The following is an 18,519-nucleotide window of genomic DNA, read 5'->3' as shown; positions in this document are numbered from 1 at the left end:
GTGCCGGTCGCGTCTTCTGCCGGACGGATGCGCCGCCGCGCCGATTGCGCCTTTTGCCGGGCGGATCCACTTGCCGGGCGGATCCACCGGCTCGCCGAGCAGACGGGGCTGGGCGGATCCGCCACCGTGTCAGAGGATCGTCACCGGGTCGCCGACGGCGATGTGACCCGGGCCGTCCGGGATGATGTTGACGCCGAACCAGACCTTGCCGTCCCGCTTGCGGTAGCGCGACAGCGTCCTGATCGGCTCCTTGCCCTTGTCGCAGGTGTCGGGGTCGATGGTGGTGAGCACGCACCGCGCGCACCCCTTGACGGCCCGGAACTCCACCTCGCCGATGCGCAGCCGCTTCCACTCGTCCTCGGCGAACGGCTCTAACGGCATCCCGTCGACCACCACGTTCGGCCGGAACCTGCGCATGGTCAGCGGCGCGGGCGGCTCCTCACCGCGTTCGAGCGCGTCCTCGGTGATCCAGTCGTTGAGCCTGGCGAGCGAGGCCGCCGAGGTGAGCAGCAGCGGGAAGCCGTCGGCGAGGCTGACCCGATCGTCCGGCCGCCCGTAGTCCGGGTCGACGGGACGACGACGGGGGTCGTCCAGCCACTTGAGCCGCACCGGCCGTCCGACCAGAGCCGTCAGCCACGCGGCGGCGTCCTCGCCGCAGTCGGTGAGCTCCACCTCGCGCCCCCACAGGGTGACGGGGGAGAGTGCGGCGGGGGATGGGGTCACGGTCAGCGGCTCGGCGTGCGGCCCCGTCAGCGTGAGCGTGTCACCGTCGAGCAGGGGGACGATGGACAGCAGCCGCGGCTCGACGCGGGCGGTCAGGGTGCGGCCGTCGGCGTCGGCGATGAGGTAGCGGCGGTCGCCGGCCAGCCCCCACGGCAGCACGTCGGCCTCGCTCACCTCATGACCCGTGGTGGATTTGACGGGATAGTACGAGATGCTCGCCAGCTTCATACGGCAGACCGTATCTCCACCTCAGGCGATTGCCGAAGGGGGTTTTCGCGGCGCTCCAGGGCCGCCGACAGCGCGGCCGCGGCGAGGGCGGCGACGCCGATCGCGGCGCCGATCCAGGCGACCGAGGCGTACCCGAGCCCGGCGTCGATCGCCAGGCCGCCTGCCCAGGGCCCGGCGGTGATGCCGACGTTGAAGGCGGAGACGTTGAAGGCGGCGGCCAGCGTGGGCGCGCCCTTGGCCAGCGCGAAGGGGCGGGCGTTCAGCGCCGGGTTGGTGCTGAAGCCGAACGCGCCGAGCAGGAAGACCAGCGGGATCGCCAGCACGGCGACGCCGGCGGACAGCCACAGGGCGGCCGAGGTGAGCACGAGACCGGTGATGCCGGCGAACAGCAGCGGGAACGGCCGGGCATCGCCGATCCTGCCGCCCAGCGTGATGCCGATCAGCGAGCCGACGCCGTACAGGCCGAGCACCACGGGCACCCAGACCTCGTCCAGGCCGGTGACGTCGGTGAGCAGCGGGCTCAGGTAGCTGAAGCAGGCGAGCAGCGCGCCGGTGCTCAGCGCGGTGATGCCGTAGGCGAGCAGGACCCGCGGCCTGGCGATCGCGCGCAGCTCGGTGGCCGCGCTCGGGGCGTCGTCCGCGTCGGGGCGGCCTCCGGGGATGGTGGCGAGCACGCCGATCGCGGCCAGCACCGTCAGCCCGGCGACCGCCCAGAACGCCGCACGCCAGCCCATGTGCTGGCCGATCAGCGTGCCCGCGGCCAGGCCGACGACGGTGGCCACGGTGAGCCCGCCGGCCAGCACGCTCATCGCCTTGACGCGGGAGGTGGCCGGCACCAGGCCGATCGCGGTGGCGGCGGCCACGGCCCAGAAGCCCGCGTACACGAAGGCGCCGATCACGCGGGTGGCGAACAGCACGGCGTAGTCGGCGGTCAACGCGCCCGCCACGTGGGACAGCGCGAAGATCGCGAGAAACGTGAGCAGTACCGTACGGCGCGGCATCCGGAGCGTGGCGACGGCCAGCAGCGGCGCGCCCACCAGCATGCCGATGGCGAACGCCGAGATCAGCAGGCCCGCCTCCGGGATGGACACGCCGAGGTCGGTGGCCATACCGGGCAGCAGCCCGGCCAGCATCAGCTCGGACGTGCCCTGCGCGAAGATCGACAGGCCGAGGATATAGATGGCCAATGGCATGGCTACCTCCTTCATTTTGAATTGATCAGTACAAAAACCGGGCATGAAAAAATCAGAAGACGCTCAGCGCGACGTTCGCCGTCGATTCGAGCGTCTGCTTGTCGGCGCCGGCCCGCGCCATCACCCGCAGGCCGTTGACCGTGGCGGCGACGAAGCGGGCCAGCGCCAGCGGATCATGCCCCGAGTCCACCTCGCCGCGCGTGCGCGCGGCCTCGATGCCGGACCTGAGCAGCTCTATGCGCTTGGCGTTGTCGTGGCGCAGCAACGCGGCGATCTCGGGGTCGCGGGGGCCGAGCTCGATGCTGGCGTTGACCACCATGCAGCCGGCCGGTTCGTCGGGGGCGGGCTCGACCGCCCACCAGAGCACGGTCTTGACCTTCTCCTTGATCGGCAGGTCGCTGTCCATCAGCTCGGCGAGCGATCGGTTGTGCACGTCCATGTAGTGGCGCAGCGCGCGCATGAACAGATCGTGCTTGCTGGCGAACGTGTTGTAGATGCTGCTGCGGCCGAGGCCGGTCGCGGCGCACAGGTCCTGCGTCGAGGTGGCCTCGTAGCCCGCGTTCCAGAACGCGCGCATCGCCGCCTCGATCGCCTTGTCCTCCTCGAACTTCCTCGGCCGTGCCATGCACCGCATGCTACCGGTTTTGGACTGATCGATGCAATACGTCAGGCGACGGGCTGGAACGTGTCCAGGAACACCTTCCGCGTCGCCGCCTGCTCGTCCCACCGCAGATCGGGCAGGTCGAACGTGATCTTGTGGGCCAGCTCGGTGCCGAGCGCGGCGTACCTGACCAGGGCGTGCATGGGGACGCCCTGGTCCGTGGTGTAGGTGTACTCCCAGTCGGCGGCCGGAGTGCCCCGGTACTTCACGGCCTGCAGGCGCACCTGGATGTAGTTCTCCCTGCCGCCCTCGGCCTCCAGCTTGCCCAGCTCGGCCACCCCGCCGTCGGGCTGCGGGACGGCCTTCTCGACCACGATCCGCATGTTCGAGTCCTTCGGCCCGCTGAACGTGGCCACGCCGCCCGCCACCGACAGCTTCCAGTCCTGCGGCACGGCGGCGGTGAACCTGGGGCCGGCGTGCTCCTTGTAGCCGTTCGGCACCGGAGACGGCCGGCCCGCTTGTGCGGCGGTGCTCGCGGCCGACGGCGCGGCGGACACCGGGGCCTCGCCGGAGCCGCCGGTCAGGACGACCGCGAGGGCCCCCGCGACGACGGCCACCGCCGCCACGGAGCTGCCGATCGCCAGCGGCGTCGGGCGGCCGCCGCGCATCCACAGCCCCTCGTCGTCCTCTCGCCTGCGCCGGCTCTTGCCGGTACGCGGCTCGACCGGCGGCAGCGAGGTCAGGCTGCCCTTGCTGACCTCGGCGCTGATGTTCCTGGACAAGTCGGCCAGGTCGTCGGGCGTGGGCAGCGGCCACGGAGCGGCGCCCGAGGTGCGGCTGTCGGTGGTGAGGGGGAGTATCGGCTGCGGGCGCGGGCCGCTGCCGCCGTCGAGGTCGTCGTCGAAGTCGCGGGCCGGGGGAGTCGGGGGCGGCGGCGCGCCGAACGGCTGCTGCTGCGGTCCCGACGCCCCGAACGGAGGTTGCTGCGGTCCCGACGCGCCGCCCAGGGAGTCGTAGGGGCCGGACGAGCTTGCGAGGGAGTCGTACGACGGCGCGGACGGGCTGCTGAGCGAGTCGTACGACGGCGCGGACGAGCCCCCGGCCGAGGTGTAAGGACCGGACGAACTCGCCAGGGAGTCGTATGGCCCGGACGCGCTCGAAGGATACGGCCCCGACGAGCCGGCCAGTGAGTCATAGGTGCCGGGTGCGTCGCCGGTGGCGGGCGGCTGCGGCAGCCGGTCGGTACGGTGGCTGCCCGACGGGCTCGTCATCCCCTCGTACGGCATCGAGTGCCCGCCCGACGGGCTGCTCACAGGGTCGTACGGCACCCGCACGGGCCCCGACGGCGTCTCCACGATGCGCGAGGGCAGCGGCCCGGACGGCGGCTCCAGCGGCGGCAGCAGGCCGGCGTGGAGTCGGTCGGGCTCGGCAGCGTCTCCGGCGTACGCGGCCGCGGCGCGCCGTGCGCGCGCAGCACCGCCTCCAGCATCTCCATGACCTGGTCGACGGTCAGCCGCTCGGCCGGGTTCTTACGCAGCAGGCCCTCGATCACCGGCCGCAGCGCGCCCGCCCGCTGCGGCTTGGTCGGCTCCTGGGTCAGCACCGCGCCGAGCACCGCCACCGGATCCGGCCCCTCGTACGGCGGCCGCCCCTCGACCGCGGCGTACAGGGTCGCGCCGAACGACCACAGGTCGGCGGCGGGACCGATCGGCTGGCCCGACAGCCGCTCCGGCGGGATGTACGCGGGCGAGCCCATGAGCAGGCCGGTCTGCGTGATCGTCACATCGCCCTCGATGGCCGCGATGCCGAAGTCGGTCAGCACCACCCGGTCGGAGGTCAGCAGCACGTTGCCGGGCTTGATGTCGCGGTGCAGGATGCCCGCCGCGTGCGCGTGCCTGAGCGCGTCGAGCACCCGGATGCCGATCTCGGCCGCCTGGACCACCGGCAGCGGGCCGCTCTGGCGTACGGCCTGCTCCAGCGACCACGCGCGCACCAGCTCCATCACGATCCAGGGCCGGCCGTCCTCCTCGACCACGTCGTGCACGGTGACGATGCCGGGATGCGTGAGCCGCCCGGCCGACCTGGCCTCGCGCAGCATGCGCCGGTGCGCGATCTGCCTGCCCGCGTTGTCCAGCCCGTACGGCAGGATCAGCTCTTTGACCGCGACGTCACGGTCGAGCAGCACGTCATGGGCGTGCCACACCATGCCCATGCCGCCCCTGCCCACGGGCGACAACAACCGGTAACGCCTGCCGATCAAGCGTCCCTGGCTCTGCGGAGCGCCGCCTCCCGTGGTGCCCCCGTCTGGGCCGGGTCCGCTGAGCAAGCGGTCGGCTGCCATCTTCCGCCCCCATCTCGCCTCATCCGTCACGTGCGTTCTTCACGCTACTTGCAGATTATGGAGGATCGTCACGATATCGGCGGTAAATGAACAAGGGAAGGCGAGGCGCGCTGACACCATTCCTGACATGCGGAAATATCAGTAATAAAATGGATCACTTACGCATATCGGACAGCGCGTGGAGCGCTCTCACAAAGGCCTCGACGGGCGGCTCGACCAGGCCCGCGCCGACCTGCCCCGTGCCCGCGACCCGGCCCGCGATCCCCGTGTTGACCACCGGCAACAGCCCTGTCCGGGCCACCAGCGCGACGTCGATGCCGACCGGCGTGCCGCGGAAGCCGAGACCGGGGATCTGGTAGACGGGATGCTCGGCGAGCGTGATCTCGTACATCGAGCGCGTGGCCCGCACCGCGTCCGCCACCTCGCCGCCCACGAACCGCACGATCGCCGGCGCCGCCGCCATCGCGAAACCGCCCAGTCCCGACGTCTCCGTGATCGTCGAGTCGCCGATGTCCGGATTAGCGTCTTCGGGGCCGTACGTACCGAGATAGAGCCCATGCGGCACCCCCGCGGGCCCGGTGAACCAGCGCCCGCCCAGCCCCGAGACCTGCACCCCGAAGTCGGTGCCGTTGCGCGCCATCGCCACCACCAGCGACGAGCCGGGCACGTCGCGGGCGGCGTCGGTGCTCACCTTGGCCGCGGCCATGCCCGCGTTCAGGAAGAAGTGGTCGTTGCCGTTGATGAAGCGCAGCACTTCGGCAGCCTCGCCGGGCGCCGCCTCCACGATCGCCGGGGCCAGCTCGCGCAGCAGCAGCGAGGTGGCCGCGCGGTTGCGGTTGTGCAGCTCGTCGCCCATCTGCAGGGCCTGCGCGATCAGCGCGCGCAGGTCGATCGGCCCCGTACGCTCAAGCGCCCCCGCCAGCGCCGGGCCCAGCACCTGGTCCATCCAGCGCAGCCGGTCGAGCACCTCGGGTCCGTACGCGCCGTAGCGCAGCACCTTGCCCAGGCCCTCGTTGAGCGAGCAGTACGCGGTGCCGCCGTGCTCGGCGTCGCGCACCTCGAACAACCACATCGACGGGCTCACCACGCCCGCCATCGGGCCGACCGCGCCGTGCTCGTGGCAGGGGCGCAGCTCGACCGCGCCCGCCGCCAGCCGGTCCGCCGCGTCCTCCTCGTCGGCGGCGAGACCTTCGAGCAGCATCGCACCGATCAGCGCGCCGCGCATCGGCCCCGACGCCCGCTCCCACGTGATGGGCGGGCCCGCGTGCAGGAACACGCCGGGTTCGAGGACCCCCGACGCCCGCCGCACGCCCACCAGGTGCGGGCGGGCGGACGTCAGCCGCCCGACGGCCACCGCGTTGGCCTCCTGCCTGCGCGGATCGGCGAGCACCCGGGCCAGCGCCTCGGCGGTGCCCGGCAGCGGCGGACGCCACGCGACCGGTGTCGTCGGCACGGCCTGTGCGCGCAGCGCCTCGTCGAGCAGCCCCGCCCCGACGGTGATGACGCGGGGCGGCCCGTCGAGCAGGCGCGGCTGAGCTGTCATGACAGGCTCCCGGCGAGAAGGACGGCGCGGGCCCGCCCGCGCCGTGCGGGCGCACTCCCGGCGTGGCGGGCGGTTCGCGGGCTCACGGCGGGCTTCCTGTTGCGGCGGGCGGTTCGCGGGCTCACAGCAGGCTCCTGGCGTGGCGGGCGGCCTGGGCGTTGGAGGCGAAGACCGACGCGCCCGCCTCGCGGAACGCCTGCGCCTGCCGGTCCACATCCTGCGGGTCGCCCCGGGTGCCGATCAGGGCGATCACCACCGTGGCCGGCGTACGGGCGATCGCGGGCGCGAGCGAGGCCGCCGGGTCAGGGTCGGCGCCGTGGCCGAGGACGACGTCCATGAGCACCACGTCCGTCTCCACAGCCCGGGACAGGGTTTCCACGCGCAGCGTCGGGTCGATCATCGGATGGGCGCGGCCCCTGGTGTAGGCGTCGTCGCCGAAGTCCACGAAGTCGCCGGTGCCGGCGAGCAGCGCGGCCTCCGCGCTCAGCGTGCCGCCGGCGTACAGGCCCTTGAGCGTTTTGGCGGCGGGGCGCGGGCCTGGCTCCGCGAGCCAGGCGGGCCACTCGGGGACGGCCCTGCCGAGCGCCCGCAGCACCTCCTCGGCAGCCCCAGTCAGATCAGGCGCTGTGAGATCAGGCGCTGTGGGGTCCGGCGCTGTGGGGTCCGGCGCTGTGGGGTCCGCCGCCGCGGGGTTCGCCGCCGCGGGGCCCGCCACTGCGGAGCGCGACGCCGCATCGGGGCGGTTCACGCCGAGAAGCGCGCGTACGACCGGCGTGCGCAGCGGTAGTTCCGCCACCGAGCGCGCCACCTCGGGCGATGGCGGCTTGGAGACGAGCACGATGAGCTCGGTGGCCGGGTCGTCGTCGAGCATGCGCAGGGCGCGCCGCGTGGACAGGCCGCCCACCTCGGCCGACAGGTCCCTGCCGCCCACGCCGAGCACGTGGCTCACGCCCACGCCCGCCCAGTCGAGCAGCGACGTCACCTGCTGCGCCCCCGTGCCGGACGCGGCCACCACGCCGACGGGGCCCGGCGACAGCACGTTCGCGAAGCCCAGCCCGGCGCCGGCGATCACGGCGGTGCCGCAGTCAGGGCCCATGACCAGCACGTCCTTGGCCTCGGCCAGCTCCTTCAGCCGCCGCTCCTGCTCGACAGGGACGCCGTCGCTGAAGATCATGACGGGCAGTCCGGCCTCGACGGCGTCCAGCGCCTCGAAGAAGGCGTACTCGCCGGGCGTCGAGACCAGCACCAGGCCGGCGGGTTCGCGGGCGGCGGCCGAACGGGTGGTCAGCGGCGGCTGCTCCGAAGCCGCCGTCCCGGCCGGCTGCGCCGTCGCCGTGAGCAGCCGCTCCGCCTCCTCGACGGCCGGGCCCGCGTCGTCGGCGCGTACCGCGATCACCAGGTCGGACGGCCCCGCGTCCGGCACCTGGAAACCCATGTCGCGCAGGATCGAGACGTTGAGCTCCGTCGCCATCGCGACCATGCCGGCCGTCACGCCGGGCAGCTCCGACAGGGCGCGGCTGACCCGCATGAGCGTCACCGAGTCGTGGTAGGCGCCCCGCCGTACCAGCACCACCGGCTCGCTCATCCCGCCGCTCCCGAGGAGGCCGCGAGCGACAGCACGGTGCGCGCGCCGATACCGATGCCCTGCGCGAGGTCCGCGCCGGAGGTGTGGCCGAGCCGGTACAGGCGGCGCAGCGCGGGCGCGAGCGCCTGCCGCCCGGCCAGGCCGCGCAGCACGGCGAGCACCTCGGGGCTTGCCTCGCCCCTGGCCGCGCAGTGCAGCAGCGTGGCGGAGATCGGTGTCGTACGGGTGCGGGCGTCGTACGTCACGGTCGCCGCCAGCCAGTCCGCCAGCCACACGGCCCGCCCCGCGCCCGCCGCCCCGCCCAGGTGCCGCAGCGCCACCAGCAGCCCGGCGAGCACGTCGTCGCCGCTCGGCGTCAGCCCGGGACCCAGCCCGACGAGCCGCTCGGCCGCCGTCACCGCGCCGAGCAGCCACCCCTTCGCGCAGCTCTCGGCCAGCAGCTCAACGGAGGCGTCACCGGCCAGCCCGGCGCCGGGAGGGTCGGTCAGCTCGTCTGCGGCCCGCGCCAGCAGGTCGCGGTCCAGCGGGGCCAGGGGCGGCGACGGATCCCACCACCGGCGTACGGTCAGGCTCAGCGGGCCCAGCTCGATCGCCCGGTCGCCCACCGCCGCGTCGTCACCCATCGTGAGGTTCGGCAGCGGGCCGGCCAGCACCACGGAGTTCGGCAGCCGGGTGGCCTCACCCGTGATCACCGCGATCACCGACGGTTCCGCCTCGGTCCTGACCTCCAGGTAGACGCCCTGGGAAAAGGCCGCGAGCACCCGCGCGGGGCGCCGCTGGGACTCCAGCAGCGCGCGCACCGCCGTGCTCGCCGCGCCCGTGACGTGCACGCGGGTACGCCGCGCATGAGTACTGACGGTCACCTGACCTCCCAACCGACCTTGGAAGTGACCGTAGAACGGCGGCCGGAACCCTCCGTACGGGTAAATTTGCCAACAGTGAGCGGGAAGGTTGGCTCTTCCTGACAGACGGCCGCCGCGTCACAATCAGCTCATGGAGCCCCCCGTCCGCCTCGCCAGCACCGGCACGATCATCCACGGCGTATCCGTCGGGGAGGTGCTCGGCGCCTCCACCCTCGCGGGCGCGCGGCTGATCGCGGGCGAGAGCGGGCTCGGCCGCATCGTGCAGCGGCTCAACGTCATGGAAGTGCCCGACATCCTGGCCTGGGTCAAACCGCACGAGCTGCTGCTCACCACCGGCTACCCGCTGCGCAACACGCCGCAGTCGCTCGGCAGGCTGGTGGCCGACCTCGACGAGCGCGGGCTGTCCGCGCTGGCCATCAAGCTCGGCCGGTACGTCGACGAGCTGCCCGACGAGATGGTCGAGCAGGCCGACAGGCTCGGCTTCCCCCTCATCCTGCTGCCCAACGACGTCGGCTTCGACGACATTCTCAACCAGGTGCTGACCGACATACTCAACCGGCAGGCCGCCGTGCTCGCCCGCGCCGAGGAGGCGCACCGGGCGCTCGTGCAGGTGGTCCTGGCCGGGGGCGGGCTCAACGAGGTCACCGCCGAGGTGGCCCAGCTCCTCGACGCGGCGGTGGCGGCCGTCGACGGCACCGGCCGCGTGCTGGCCACCGCCGGGCCGCCCGAGCACGTGACGGTGCTGCGCGAGTCGATCACCCACGAGGGCCCGCCCGCCTCGTCGCAGCCAGGACGGACGCGCTCGTTCGCGGCCGCACCGGTGCTGGCCGGCGGCCACCACCACGGCAGGATCGTCGCCTACAGCCCGTCCGGGGCGATCAGGGACGGCGACATCGGCATACTCGAACGCGCCGCCACCGTCGCCGCGCTCGTCGTCACCCGGCAGGAGGCGGTCAACGCCGTCGAGAGCAAATACCGCGCCGACTTCCTGCGCGACGTGCTCACCGGGCGGGCCGGCACCGCCGAGCGGGTCACCTCACGGGCGCGCGCGTTCGGCTGGAACCTCGCCCGCCCCGTCACCGTCCTCGTGGCCGAGCTCGACCCCGACGGCGACGAGCGCAGCGCCCAGGACCGGCTCGTCGCCTGCTGGACCGCCGCCATCAGGCGGCACGATCCAGAAGGCGCGGTCGCCGGGTTCTCCCACGAGGTCGTGGCCGTCGTGGACGCCTCGCTGGACGCCGTCAGGATCGCCAAGGACGCCGCCTCCGCCTTCGCCGACGTGCCGCCCGCCACCTTCTCCACCGGCACGTCGCGGCCCAGCCCGGGGGCGGAGACGCTGCCCGAGGCGTACGCGCAGGCGCTCAAGGCGGCCCGCGTCGGCCGCCAGCTCCACGGCCCGGGAGCGGTCGCCCACTTCGACCAGCTCGGCGTCTACCGGCTGCTGTCGCTCGTCAACGACACCGACGAGCTGCACGCGTTCGTCCGCGAGACGCTCGGTCCTCTCGCATCCGACGACGACGCCGAGAACGCCGATCTGCGCCGCACCCTCCAGGTCCTGCTGGAGACCAACCTCAACGTCGCCGAGACCGCCCGCCGGCTGCACTTCCACTACAACACCTTGCGCTACCGCATCGGCAAGCTCGAACGCCTGCTCGGCACCTTCACCGACGACCCCCACCTGCGGCTCAACCTCACCCTGGCCCTGCACGTGCTGCGCATGCGCGGCATCTGACGCCGTCTAGGCTGGTCGGTCGTGGACTTCGAACTGCGCGACGACTACATCCCGCTGTGCGACCTGCTGAAATACTGCGGGATCACCGAGACGGGCGGCATGGCCAAACAACTCATCGCCGAGGGCCTGGTGAAGGTGGACGGCGAGGTCGAGCTGCGCAAACGCGCCAAGATCCGCTCCGGTCAGGTGGTCAGCGGCGACGGGTTCTCGATCCGCGTGGCGTAACGGCTCAGGCGTTCACGAAAAGTCATCACGTCATTACTCGCCGTTTACTAGCATCGGTGCCGCAAAAGAAACGGCCCCCTGAAGGGGGCCGTAAAGCCCGGGACGTGAGTGCCGGGCGTTCTTGACTCCATGCTAGGAGATAGTGGCTGTGCGTGACAAGCCGAATGGCACCGGCGGGCGTGTGGGCGTCTACATCGACGGATTCAACCTGTACTACGGGCTCAAGCGACTGAGCCGCCGTCGCGATCTCTGGCTCGACCTCGCCGGGCTCGCCGGCGACCTGCTGCGCGACGGACAGTCGCTGCAGCGCATCTGCTACTTCACCGCCATCGTGCGCAACGACCGGCAGGCGGCGGCGCGCCAGCGCGTCTACCTGGCCGCCGTGCGGAGCCGGGGCGTCGAGGTGGTGCTGGGGCGCTTTCAGGAACGACCCATCCAGTGCCGCGAGTGCGGCTGGATATGGCGCTCGTATGAGGAGAAGAAGACCGACGCCGCCATCGCCAGCTTCATGGTGGCGGACGCGGCGCTCGACCTGGTCGACGTGGTGCTGCTCATCTCCGCCGACACCGACCTCTGCGCCCCGATCGAGAAGATCCGGGCGATCGACGACCTGAGGGGGAGCAAGACCAGGATCGTCAGCGTGTTCCCGCCGGGCAAAGGCGCCGACGGGCTGCGCAGGTGCAGCGACGCCTGGTTGCCGCTCGGACAGGCGCTCATCCGCCGCTGGCAGCTTCCCGACGTGCTGCGCGGGCCGGATGGGGCGGAATATCGGCGCCCGGCGTACTGGAATTAAGGCGCACCCTCTATTGTGCTCTGCGACATATCTACGTGGAGTACCCGCTGGTCAGGCGGAGATTGAGGTGCGGGCGTGGCGTTGGGGTGGAAGGTGCACGGCGATGGCAAGCGCCTGACGCCGGGTGAGGTGGTCAGGCCGGACGAGCGGCTGAGCTGGCCCAGGATGGTGGGCATCGGTGCGCAGCACGTCATCGCGATGTTCGGTGCGACGTTCGTGTTCCCGCTGGTCATGGGGCTGGATGCGAACCTGGCCGTGATGATGTCGGGCGTCGCGACGATCCTGTTCCTGCTGATCGTCAAGGGCAAGATCCCGAGCTACGTGGGGTCGAGCGCGTCGTTCGTGGGCGCGGTGGCCGCGATCAGGGCGGCGGGCGGCGACGACGCGACCGTCACCGGGGCGCTGCTCGCGGTCGGGGTGGTGCTCGCGGCCTGCGGGTACGCGATTCACAAGCTCGGCGTCGGCATCCTGCACCGGGTGTTCCCGCCCATCGTCACCGGCGGGGTGGTCATGCTGATCGGGTTCGGCATGGCGTACGTGGCGGCCGACGTCTACTGGCCGAAGGACCCGTGGGTGGCGCTGCTGACGATGGCGGCGACGTTCGTGTTCATCGGGGTGTTCCGCGGCTTCCTCGGCCGGATCGGGGTGCTGCTCGGCCTGATCTTCGGGTTCGTGCTGTCGTATGTGTGGGACGTCGTCGGCGGGAAGATCACCGCGCCGGACGACAGCGGCCAGGTCACCGAGCACTTCCGGGTGAATCTCGACGCGGTGGCGCAGGCCGACTGGGTGGGGCTGCCGTCGTTCCACGGGCCGGTGTTCGAGGCGTCGGCGATCGTGCTGGTGCTGCCGGTGGTGATCGCGCTCATCGCGGAGAACGTCGGGCACGTCAAGGCCGTGGGCGAGATGACCGGCGCGGACGTGGACGCCTACATGGGCCGGGCGGTGATGGCCGACGGCGTGGGCACGGTGGTGGCGACCTCGGTCGGCGGCTCGGCGACGACCACGTACGCGGAGAACATCGGCGTGATGGCGGCCACCAAGGTCTACTCGACGGCGGCGTACTACATCGCGGCGGTCATCGCGATCCTGTTCGGGCTCTGCCCGAAGTTCGGCGCGCTCATCGCGGCCACGCCGGGCGGCGTGCTGGGCGGGGTGACGACCATCCTGTACGGCATGATCGGCCTGCTGGGCGCGAAGATCTGGATCGAGAACCGGGTGAATTTGTCGGACCCGGGCAACCTGGTGCCCACGGGCGCGGGCATCATCTGCGCGGTCGGCCCGGTGGCGTTCCCGATCACGGACACGTTCGCGCTGAGCGGCATCGCGCTCGGCACGATCGTGCTGCTGGTCGGCTACCACCTGCTGCGCGCCGTGCGCAGGGAGCCCGTCTCCTCGTAGACGACCCCTGACATCCCTCTCATGACACCCCTCACAGGGCGGGCCGGCGCATGTGCGCGATGTTGGCCCTGGTCGGCGGGGCAGATTTGGCAGATCATGCCCGTGTGGGTACGTGCCGTCCGGCCTAATGTGCCCGCAACGGTACGGGTCGCCGGCCCAGCGCCCAGCACAAGAGGGGCTTGCCATGGTTGTGGGATGGACCAAACACGGTGACGGCAGGCATCTGGCCCCCGGCGAGGTGGTCAGGCCGGACGAGCGGCTGAGCTGGCCCAGGATGGTGGGGTTCGGCGCGCAGCACGTCATCGCGATGTTCGGTGCGACGTTCGTCTTCCCCCTGGTGATGGGGCTGGACCCGAACGTCGCGGTGATGATGTCCGGCGTCGCGACGATCCTGTTCCTGCTGATCGTCAAGGGGAAGGTGCCCAGCTACCTGGGCACCAGCGCGTCGTTCGTCGGTGGCGTGTTCGCCATCAGGGCGGCGGCCGGCGGCGACACGGCCGGCGCGGACGCGATCGTGACGGGCGCGATCCTGGTGGCCGGGTTCGTGCTGGCGCTGGCCGGGCTCGCCATCCACTTCCTCGGGGTGGGCATCATCCACCGGATCTTCCCGCCGGTGGTGACCGGCGCGGTGGTGATGCTCATCGGGTTCGGCCTGGCGTTCGTGGTCGCGGACACCTACTGGCCGCAGGACCACTGGGTGGCGCTGGTCACGATGATCATCACGTTCCTGGTGATCGTGCTGTTCAAGGGCTTCATCGGGCGGATCGGCGTGCTGATCGGGCTGGTGGCGGGGTTCGTGCTGTCGTGGGTGCTCGACGTGACGGCGGGGCCGATCACGTCGGTGCTGCCGGGCGCGAACCTGCGCGACGCGTCGGGCGCGCCCTGCCAGGCCGAGGGCACGTACTGCGTGGCCACGGCGTTCCCGCACGACCGGGTGAGCTTCGACGCGGTGGCGCAGGCCGACTGGTTCGGGCTGCCGGACTTCCATGCCCCCGACTTCAAGACCTCTGCGGTGCTGCTCGTGCTCCCCGCCGTGATCGCGTTGATCGCGGAGAATGTGGGGCACGTCAAAGCCGTGGGGGAGATGACGGGCACCGACGTGGACTCGTACGTGGGCCGCGCCGTGACGGCCGACGGCGTCGCCACCGTGGTCACCAGCGCGGTGGGCGGCTCGCCGACCACGACGTACGCGGAGAACATCGGCGTGATGGCGGCCACGAAGGTCTACTCGACGGCGGCGTACTACATCGCGGCGCTGATCGCGATCCTGTTCGGGCTCTGCCCGAAGTTCGGCGCGCTGGTCGCGGCCACGCCGGGCGGTGTGCTCGGCGGTGTCACGGTCATCCTGTACGGCATGATCGGCCTGCTCGGCGCGAAGATCTGGATCGAGAACCGGGTGAACTTCGCCGATCCTGTGAACATGGTTCCGATCGGGGCGGGCATCATCCTGGCCATCGGACCGGTACAGCACGCCATCGGAGGCGACTTCATCCTGGAGGGCATCGCGCTCGGCACGATCGTGGTGCTGGGCGGCTACCACCTGCTGCGCGCCATCGCCGGGCGCAGCCCGGATGCCGTACGGAGCGAGGCGTGAAACCGCCGCCGTTCACCTACCACGCTCCGCGCGACGTCGGCGCGGCGCTGCGGACGCTCGCGGAGGTGGCGGCGGCCGGCGGGAAGGTGCTGGCCGGCGGGCAGAGCCTGATCCCCATGCTCAACATGCGGCTGGCCGCGCCCCCGCACCTGGTGGACATCAACCGGGTGGCCGGGCTCGACGGCCTGGAGGTGACGGCGGAGGGCGTACGCGTCGGCGCGCTGGTCCGGCACTCCGACGCCGAGCGAGCGGGCGCGCACCCGCTGCTGACCAAGGCGCTCAGGCTGGTCGCCCACCCCGTGATCAGGAACCGGGGCACGGTGGTGGGCAGCCTCGTGCACGCCGACCCGGCCGCCGAGCTGCCCGCGGTGCTGGCGGTGCTGGGCGGTCACGTGCGGCTGGCCCGGTGGAGCGACGGCGCCGAGTCGGTACGCGACGTGCCGGCCGCCGAGTTCTTCACCGGTCCCATGGAGTCGGCGGTACGGCCGGGCGAGCTGGCCGTCTCGGCGTTCTTCCCCGCCCTTGAGGAGGGCGCGGGGGCGGCCTTCCACGAGGTGGCGCGCAGGCACGGCGACTACGCGCTGGCCGGGGTGTGCGCGCTGGTCACGCCGGACGGGCGGGCGCGGCTGGCCTGCATCGGGGTGGGGCCGGTGCCGGTGGTGGTGGACCTGGACGACGCGCACGACCTCGCGGGGGCGGCGGCCGCCGTACGCGCCGCGACCGATCCTGACGACGACCTGCACGCCACCGCCGCCTACCGGCGGCACCTGGTGGGCGTGCTGGCCGAACGGGCGCTGCGCGAGGCGGCGCGGGAGGGGGCGCGGGCCGGTGACGCATGAGACCGTTCAGCAGAACGACACCCTGCACGAGATCACGCTGGTCGTGAACAGCACGGCCCGCAGGGCCCGGGTGCCCGCGCGCCGCCTGCTGTCCGACTGCCTGCGGCACGACCTCGGGCTGACCGGCACGCACGTCGGCTGCGAGCACGGCGTCTGCGGCTGCTGCACGGTGCTGCTCGACGGCCGCCCGGTGCGCTCGTGCCTGACGTTCGCGGTCACTGTGGACGGCGCCGAGCTGACCACCGTGGAGGGGCTGGCCGGTCCGGGCGGGCGGCTGTCGCCGGTGCAGCGGGCTTTCGCCGAGTGCCACGGCCTGCAATGCGGCTTCTGCACGCCCGGCTTCCTGTGCACGGTGACCGCGCTGCTGCGCGACAACCCGGCACCGGCCGACGAGGAGGTCGTCGAGGGCATCTCGGGCAACCTGTGCCGCTGCACCGGCTACCAGAACATCGTCAAGGCCGTGCGCCGGGCCGCCGAGCTGCTGGCGGAGGAGACATGAGCACACGGTGGCTCGGCGAGCCGGTGGCGCGCAGGGAGGACCCCAGGCTGCTCACCGGCCAGGGGCGCTACCTCGACGACCTCGGACGCGACGCGCTCGCGGCGGCGTTCGTCCGCTCACCGCACGCGCACGCCCGCATCCGCGACATCGACGTCTCGGGAGCGCTCGACGTGGACGGCCTCATCGCCGTCTACACCTGGGAGGACCTGCCCGAACGCGTCGGCCGGCCGCTGCCGCTGCTGATCCCGCACCCGGCGCTCACCCACGGCCGCACCGCGTACCCGCTGGCCAGGGACGTCGTCAGGCACGTCGGCGAGCCCGTCGTCATGGTGGTGGCGACCGACAGGTACGCCGCCGAGGACGCCTGCGCGCTCATCCGGGTCGACTACGAGCCGCTGAAACCCGTCGTCGGCCTGGAGGAGGCCGTGCAGGGGGCGCAGCTCGTGCACGAGGACGTGCCGGGCAACGTCGGCGCGCACCTCGTCCAGGAGGTGCAGTCCGCCGACGGGCGCGCCGCCAGGGAGGCCATCGAGAGCGCCCCGCACACCCTCGCGTTCCGTCTCGACATCGAGCGCAGCGCCAGCATGCCGCTGGAAGGCCGCGGCGTGTACGCCCGCTGGGACGGCCGCGACCTGCGCGTCTACTCCAGCACCCAGACCTCCACCAGCGTCAGGATGGCCGTGGCCGCCGCGCTCGGCCTGCCGCTGCCGCAGGTCGAGGTGATCGCGCCCGACGTGGGCGGCGGCTTCGGCGTCAAGATCGTGCACCCGTGGCCGGAGGAGATCCTGGTGCCGTGGGCGGCGATGACGCTGAACCGCGAGATCAAGTGGACCGAGGACCGCCGCGAGCACTTCGTGTCGTCGGCGCACGAGCGGGCCCAGGTGCAGTACGTACGGGTCGGCTTCGACGACGACGGCCGCCTGCTCGGCCTGGATGTGACGATTCTGCACGACCACGGGGCCTACACCCCTTACGGGATCATCGTCCCGATCGTCACCTCGACGCAGTTGCTCGGGCCGTACAAGCCGGGCGCCTACCGGGTCGAGTTCACCGCCGTCTACACCAACACCGTGCAGGTCACCCCGTATCGCGGTGCCGGGCGGCCGCAGGGCGTGTTCTGCATGGAGCGCACGCTCGACAAGATCGCGCGCTATCTGGGCAAGGACCGCACGGAGGTGCGGGCGGTCAACTTCATCCGGCCCGACGAGTTCCCGTACGACCAGGGGATGACCTTCCAGGACGGGCGGCCGCTCATCTACGACAGCGGCGACTACCCCGAGATGCTCCGCATGATCAAGGAGCTGATCGGCTGGGACTCCTTCGAGCGGCGTCCGGGGCGCGGCATCGGCATCGGCTGCTACGTCGAGGGCACCGGCGTGGGGCCGTACGAGGGCGGGCACGTGCAGGTCACCTCCGACGGCCGGGTGCACGTCTCGACCGGGCTCACCTCGCAGGGACAGGGCCACGAGACGGCCTTCGCCCAGATCGCCGCCGCCGAGCTGGGCGTCCCCATCGAGCGGGTCAGCGTGGTCACCGGCGACACGCGCCGCTTCGGGTACGCGGTCGGCACCTTCGCATCGAGGGCCGCCGTCGTAAGCGGCAACGCCATCGCGCTGGCCTGCAGGAAGGTCCGCGAGAAGGCGCTGCGCATCGCCGCCGACGCCCTGGAGGCCGACCCGGCCGACCTGACCGTCACCGACGGGGTCGTGCACGTCGCCGGCACGCCGTCGGCGTCCATTCCGCTGTCCACGGTGGCCGTGCTCGCCAACCCGCTCAGGTACGCCTTCGACGAGGAGGCGGCCAGGGCCACCCAGTTCAGCGGCGCCGCGGACCCCGAGAAGCCGCCGGTCGCCGAGGGCGACGAGCCGGGACTGGAGGGGCGCGACTACTACTCGCCGATCCGCTCCACGTTCGCGGCCGGCATGCACGCCGCCATCGTGGAGACCGACCCCGACACCGCCGAGATCAAGGTCGTCAAGTACGCGGTGGTGCACGACTGCGGCCGGCTCATCAACCCGATGATCGTCGAGGGGCAGATCCACGGCGGCGTCGCCCAGGGCATCGGCGGCGCCCTCTACGAGCGGATGATCTACGACCAGCACGGCCAGCTCGTCAACGCCTCGTTCATGGACTTCCTCATGCCGTACGCGACCGAGATCCCGCGCATCGAGACCGGCCACCTGGAGACGCCGTCGCCGCTCAACCCGCTCGGCGTCAAGGGCGCGGGGGAGGCGGGGGTGATCCCGGTGTCGGCGGTCATCGCCTCGGCCGTCGAGGACGCCGAGGGCATCCCGATCGACCGCATGCCGATCTCACCGTCCGACCTGTACGCGCTGCGGGTGAACCGGAGGCCATGAGGGTG

Annotated in this window: 16 protein-coding genes; 8 read left to right on the top strand and 8 right to left on the bottom strand. The window is 72.2% G+C overall.

All coding sequences use genetic code 11. The features are described from left to right. Window positions 1-129: 129 nt before the first annotated feature. The 8 genes from ACFMQL_RS02710 to ACFMQL_RS02675 all read right to left on the bottom strand — a co-directional run bounded on the left by ACFMQL_RS02710 (window position 130) and on the right by ACFMQL_RS02675 (window position 9,077). Window positions 130-951 (bottom strand): MOSC domain-containing protein, encoded by an 822-nt coding sequence (locus ACFMQL_RS02710; RefSeq protein WP_378784433.1) that lies wholly within the window; start codon window positions 949-951, stop codon window positions 130-132. Further along, window positions 948-2,144 carry a Cmx/CmrA family chloramphenicol efflux MFS transporter gene (locus ACFMQL_RS02705; protein WP_364067438.1) on the bottom strand — a complete coding sequence of 399 codons (1,197 nt, stop codon included), beginning with the start codon at window positions 2,142-2,144 and terminating at the stop codon, window positions 948-950. Before ACFMQL_RS02705 ends, ACFMQL_RS02710 begins: the two co-directional genes overlap by 4 nt. 52 nt (window positions 2,145-2,196) lie before the next feature. Continuing rightward, complete coding sequence (locus tag ACFMQL_RS02700; protein WP_364067440.1) at window positions 2,197-2,769, bottom strand: TetR/AcrR family transcriptional regulator; 573 nt, start codon at window positions 2,767-2,769, stop codon at window positions 2,197-2,199. 41 nt (window positions 2,770-2,810) lie between these two features. Further along, window positions 2,811-4,100 (bottom strand): hypothetical protein, encoded by a 1,290-nt coding sequence (locus ACFMQL_RS02695; RefSeq protein WP_378784431.1) that lies wholly within the window; start codon window positions 4,098-4,100, stop codon window positions 2,811-2,813. Continuing rightward, window positions 4,055-5,005, bottom strand: a complete 951-nt coding sequence (locus ACFMQL_RS02690) for a serine/threonine-protein kinase (protein WP_378784429.1) — start codon at window positions 5,003-5,005, stop codon at window positions 4,055-4,057. The genes ACFMQL_RS02695 and ACFMQL_RS02690 overlap by 46 nt, the downstream gene beginning before the upstream one ends. Window positions 5,006-5,240: 235 nt before the next feature. Beyond that, on the bottom strand, window positions 5,241-6,629 hold the full coding sequence (locus ACFMQL_RS02685; protein WP_378784428.1) for a DUF1116 domain-containing protein: 1,389 nt from the start codon (window positions 6,627-6,629) through the stop codon (window positions 5,241-5,243). Between the two features lie 121 nt (window positions 6,630-6,750). Beyond that, window positions 6,751-8,214, bottom strand: coding sequence for an FdrA family protein (locus tag ACFMQL_RS02680; RefSeq protein ID WP_378784426.1), 1,464 nt, complete (start codon window positions 8,212-8,214; stop codon window positions 6,751-6,753). Further along, entirely contained in the window at window positions 8,211-9,077 is an 867-nt protein-coding gene (locus ACFMQL_RS02675) for a DUF2877 domain-containing protein (RefSeq protein WP_364067445.1), read from the bottom strand. Before ACFMQL_RS02675 ends, ACFMQL_RS02680 begins: the two co-directional genes overlap by 4 nt. A gap of 130 nt (window positions 9,078-9,207) precedes the next feature. Between ACFMQL_RS02675 and ACFMQL_RS02670 the strand changes: the two genes are divergently transcribed. The 8 genes from ACFMQL_RS02670 (at window position 9,208) to cutA (ending at window position 18,514) form a co-directional block, all read left to right on the top strand. Further along, window positions 9,208-10,809 (top strand): PucR family transcriptional regulator ligand-binding domain-containing protein, encoded by a 1,602-nt coding sequence (locus ACFMQL_RS02670; RefSeq protein WP_364067446.1) that lies wholly within the window; start codon window positions 9,208-9,210, stop codon window positions 10,807-10,809. 21 nt (window positions 10,810-10,830) lie between these two features. Continuing rightward, window positions 10,831-11,034 carry an RNA-binding S4 domain-containing protein gene (locus ACFMQL_RS02665; RefSeq protein ID WP_364067447.1) on the top strand — a complete coding sequence of 68 codons (204 nt, stop codon included), beginning with the start codon at window positions 10,831-10,833 and terminating at the stop codon, window positions 11,032-11,034. Between the two features lie 148 nt (window positions 11,035-11,182). Continuing rightward, window positions 11,183-11,827, top strand: coding sequence for an NYN domain-containing protein (locus tag ACFMQL_RS02660; RefSeq protein WP_364067449.1), 645 nt, complete (start codon window positions 11,183-11,185; stop codon window positions 11,825-11,827). 75 nt (window positions 11,828-11,902) lie between these two features. Beyond that, window positions 11,903-13,225, top strand: a complete 1,323-nt coding sequence (locus tag ACFMQL_RS02655) for a solute carrier family 23 protein (RefSeq protein ID WP_364067450.1) — start codon at window positions 11,903-11,905, stop codon at window positions 13,223-13,225. A gap of 184 nt (window positions 13,226-13,409) precedes the next feature. Next, the gene (locus tag ACFMQL_RS02650; protein WP_364067451.1) at window positions 13,410-14,819 is read left to right on the top strand and encodes a solute carrier family 23 protein; all 1,410 of its coding nucleotides are present in this window, start codon (window positions 13,410-13,412) and stop codon (window positions 14,817-14,819) included. Beyond that, complete coding sequence (locus tag ACFMQL_RS02645) at window positions 14,816-15,658, top strand: FAD binding domain-containing protein (protein ID WP_364067452.1); 843 nt, start codon at window positions 14,816-14,818, stop codon at window positions 15,656-15,658. The genes ACFMQL_RS02650 and ACFMQL_RS02645 overlap by 4 nt, the downstream gene beginning before the upstream one ends. Further along, entirely contained in the window at window positions 15,648-16,157 is a 510-nt protein-coding gene (locus tag ACFMQL_RS02640; protein WP_378784422.1) for a (2Fe-2S)-binding protein, read from the top strand. The genes ACFMQL_RS02645 and ACFMQL_RS02640 overlap by 11 nt, the downstream gene beginning before the upstream one ends. After that, window positions 16,154-18,514, top strand: a complete 2,361-nt coding sequence (gene cutA, locus ACFMQL_RS02635) for an aerobic carbon-monoxide dehydrogenase large subunit (RefSeq protein WP_364067455.1) — start codon at window positions 16,154-16,156, stop codon at window positions 18,512-18,514. The genes ACFMQL_RS02640 and cutA overlap by 4 nt, the downstream gene beginning before the upstream one ends. Window positions 18,515-18,519 lie beyond the last annotated feature (5 nt).

The sequence above is a fragment of the Nonomuraea fastidiosa genome (assembly GCF_042751225.1).
Taxonomy (GTDB): Bacteria; Actinomycetota; Actinomycetes; order Streptosporangiales; family Streptosporangiaceae; genus Nonomuraea; species Nonomuraea fastidiosa.
The sequence above is the reverse complement of the archived record's forward strand: the minus strand, read 5'-3'. Positions and strand labels throughout refer to the sequence as shown.

Bases quoted from the DNA above. Each gene is read 5' to 3' on its own strand.
- ACFMQL_RS02670 (WP_364067446.1), top strand. From the start codon at position 9,208: ATGGAGCCCCCCGTCCGCCTCGCCAGCACCGGCACGATCATCCACGGC.
- ACFMQL_RS02680 (WP_378784426.1), bottom strand. From the start codon at position 8,214: ATGAGCGAGCCGGTGGTGCTGGTACGGCGGGGCGCCTACCACGACTCG.
- ACFMQL_RS02705 (WP_364067438.1), bottom strand. From the start codon at position 2,144: ATGCCATTGGCCATCTATATCCTCGGCCTGTCGATCTTCGCGCAGGGC.
- ACFMQL_RS02700 (WP_364067440.1), bottom strand. From the start codon at position 2,769: ATGGCACGGCCGAGGAAGTTCGAGGAGGACAAGGCGATCGAGGCGGCG.
- ACFMQL_RS02710 (WP_378784433.1), bottom strand. From the start codon at position 951: ATGAAGCTGGCGAGCATCTCGTACTATCCCGTCAAATCCACCACGGGT.
- ACFMQL_RS02650 (WP_364067451.1), top strand. From the start codon at position 13,410: ATGGTTGTGGGATGGACCAAACACGGTGACGGCAGGCATCTGGCCCCC.
- ACFMQL_RS02685 (WP_378784428.1), bottom strand. From the start codon at position 6,629: ATGACAGCTCAGCCGCGCCTGCTCGACGGGCCGCCCCGCGTCATCACC.
- cutA (WP_364067455.1), top strand. From the start codon at position 16,154: ATGAGCACACGGTGGCTCGGCGAGCCGGTGGCGCGCAGGGAGGACCCC.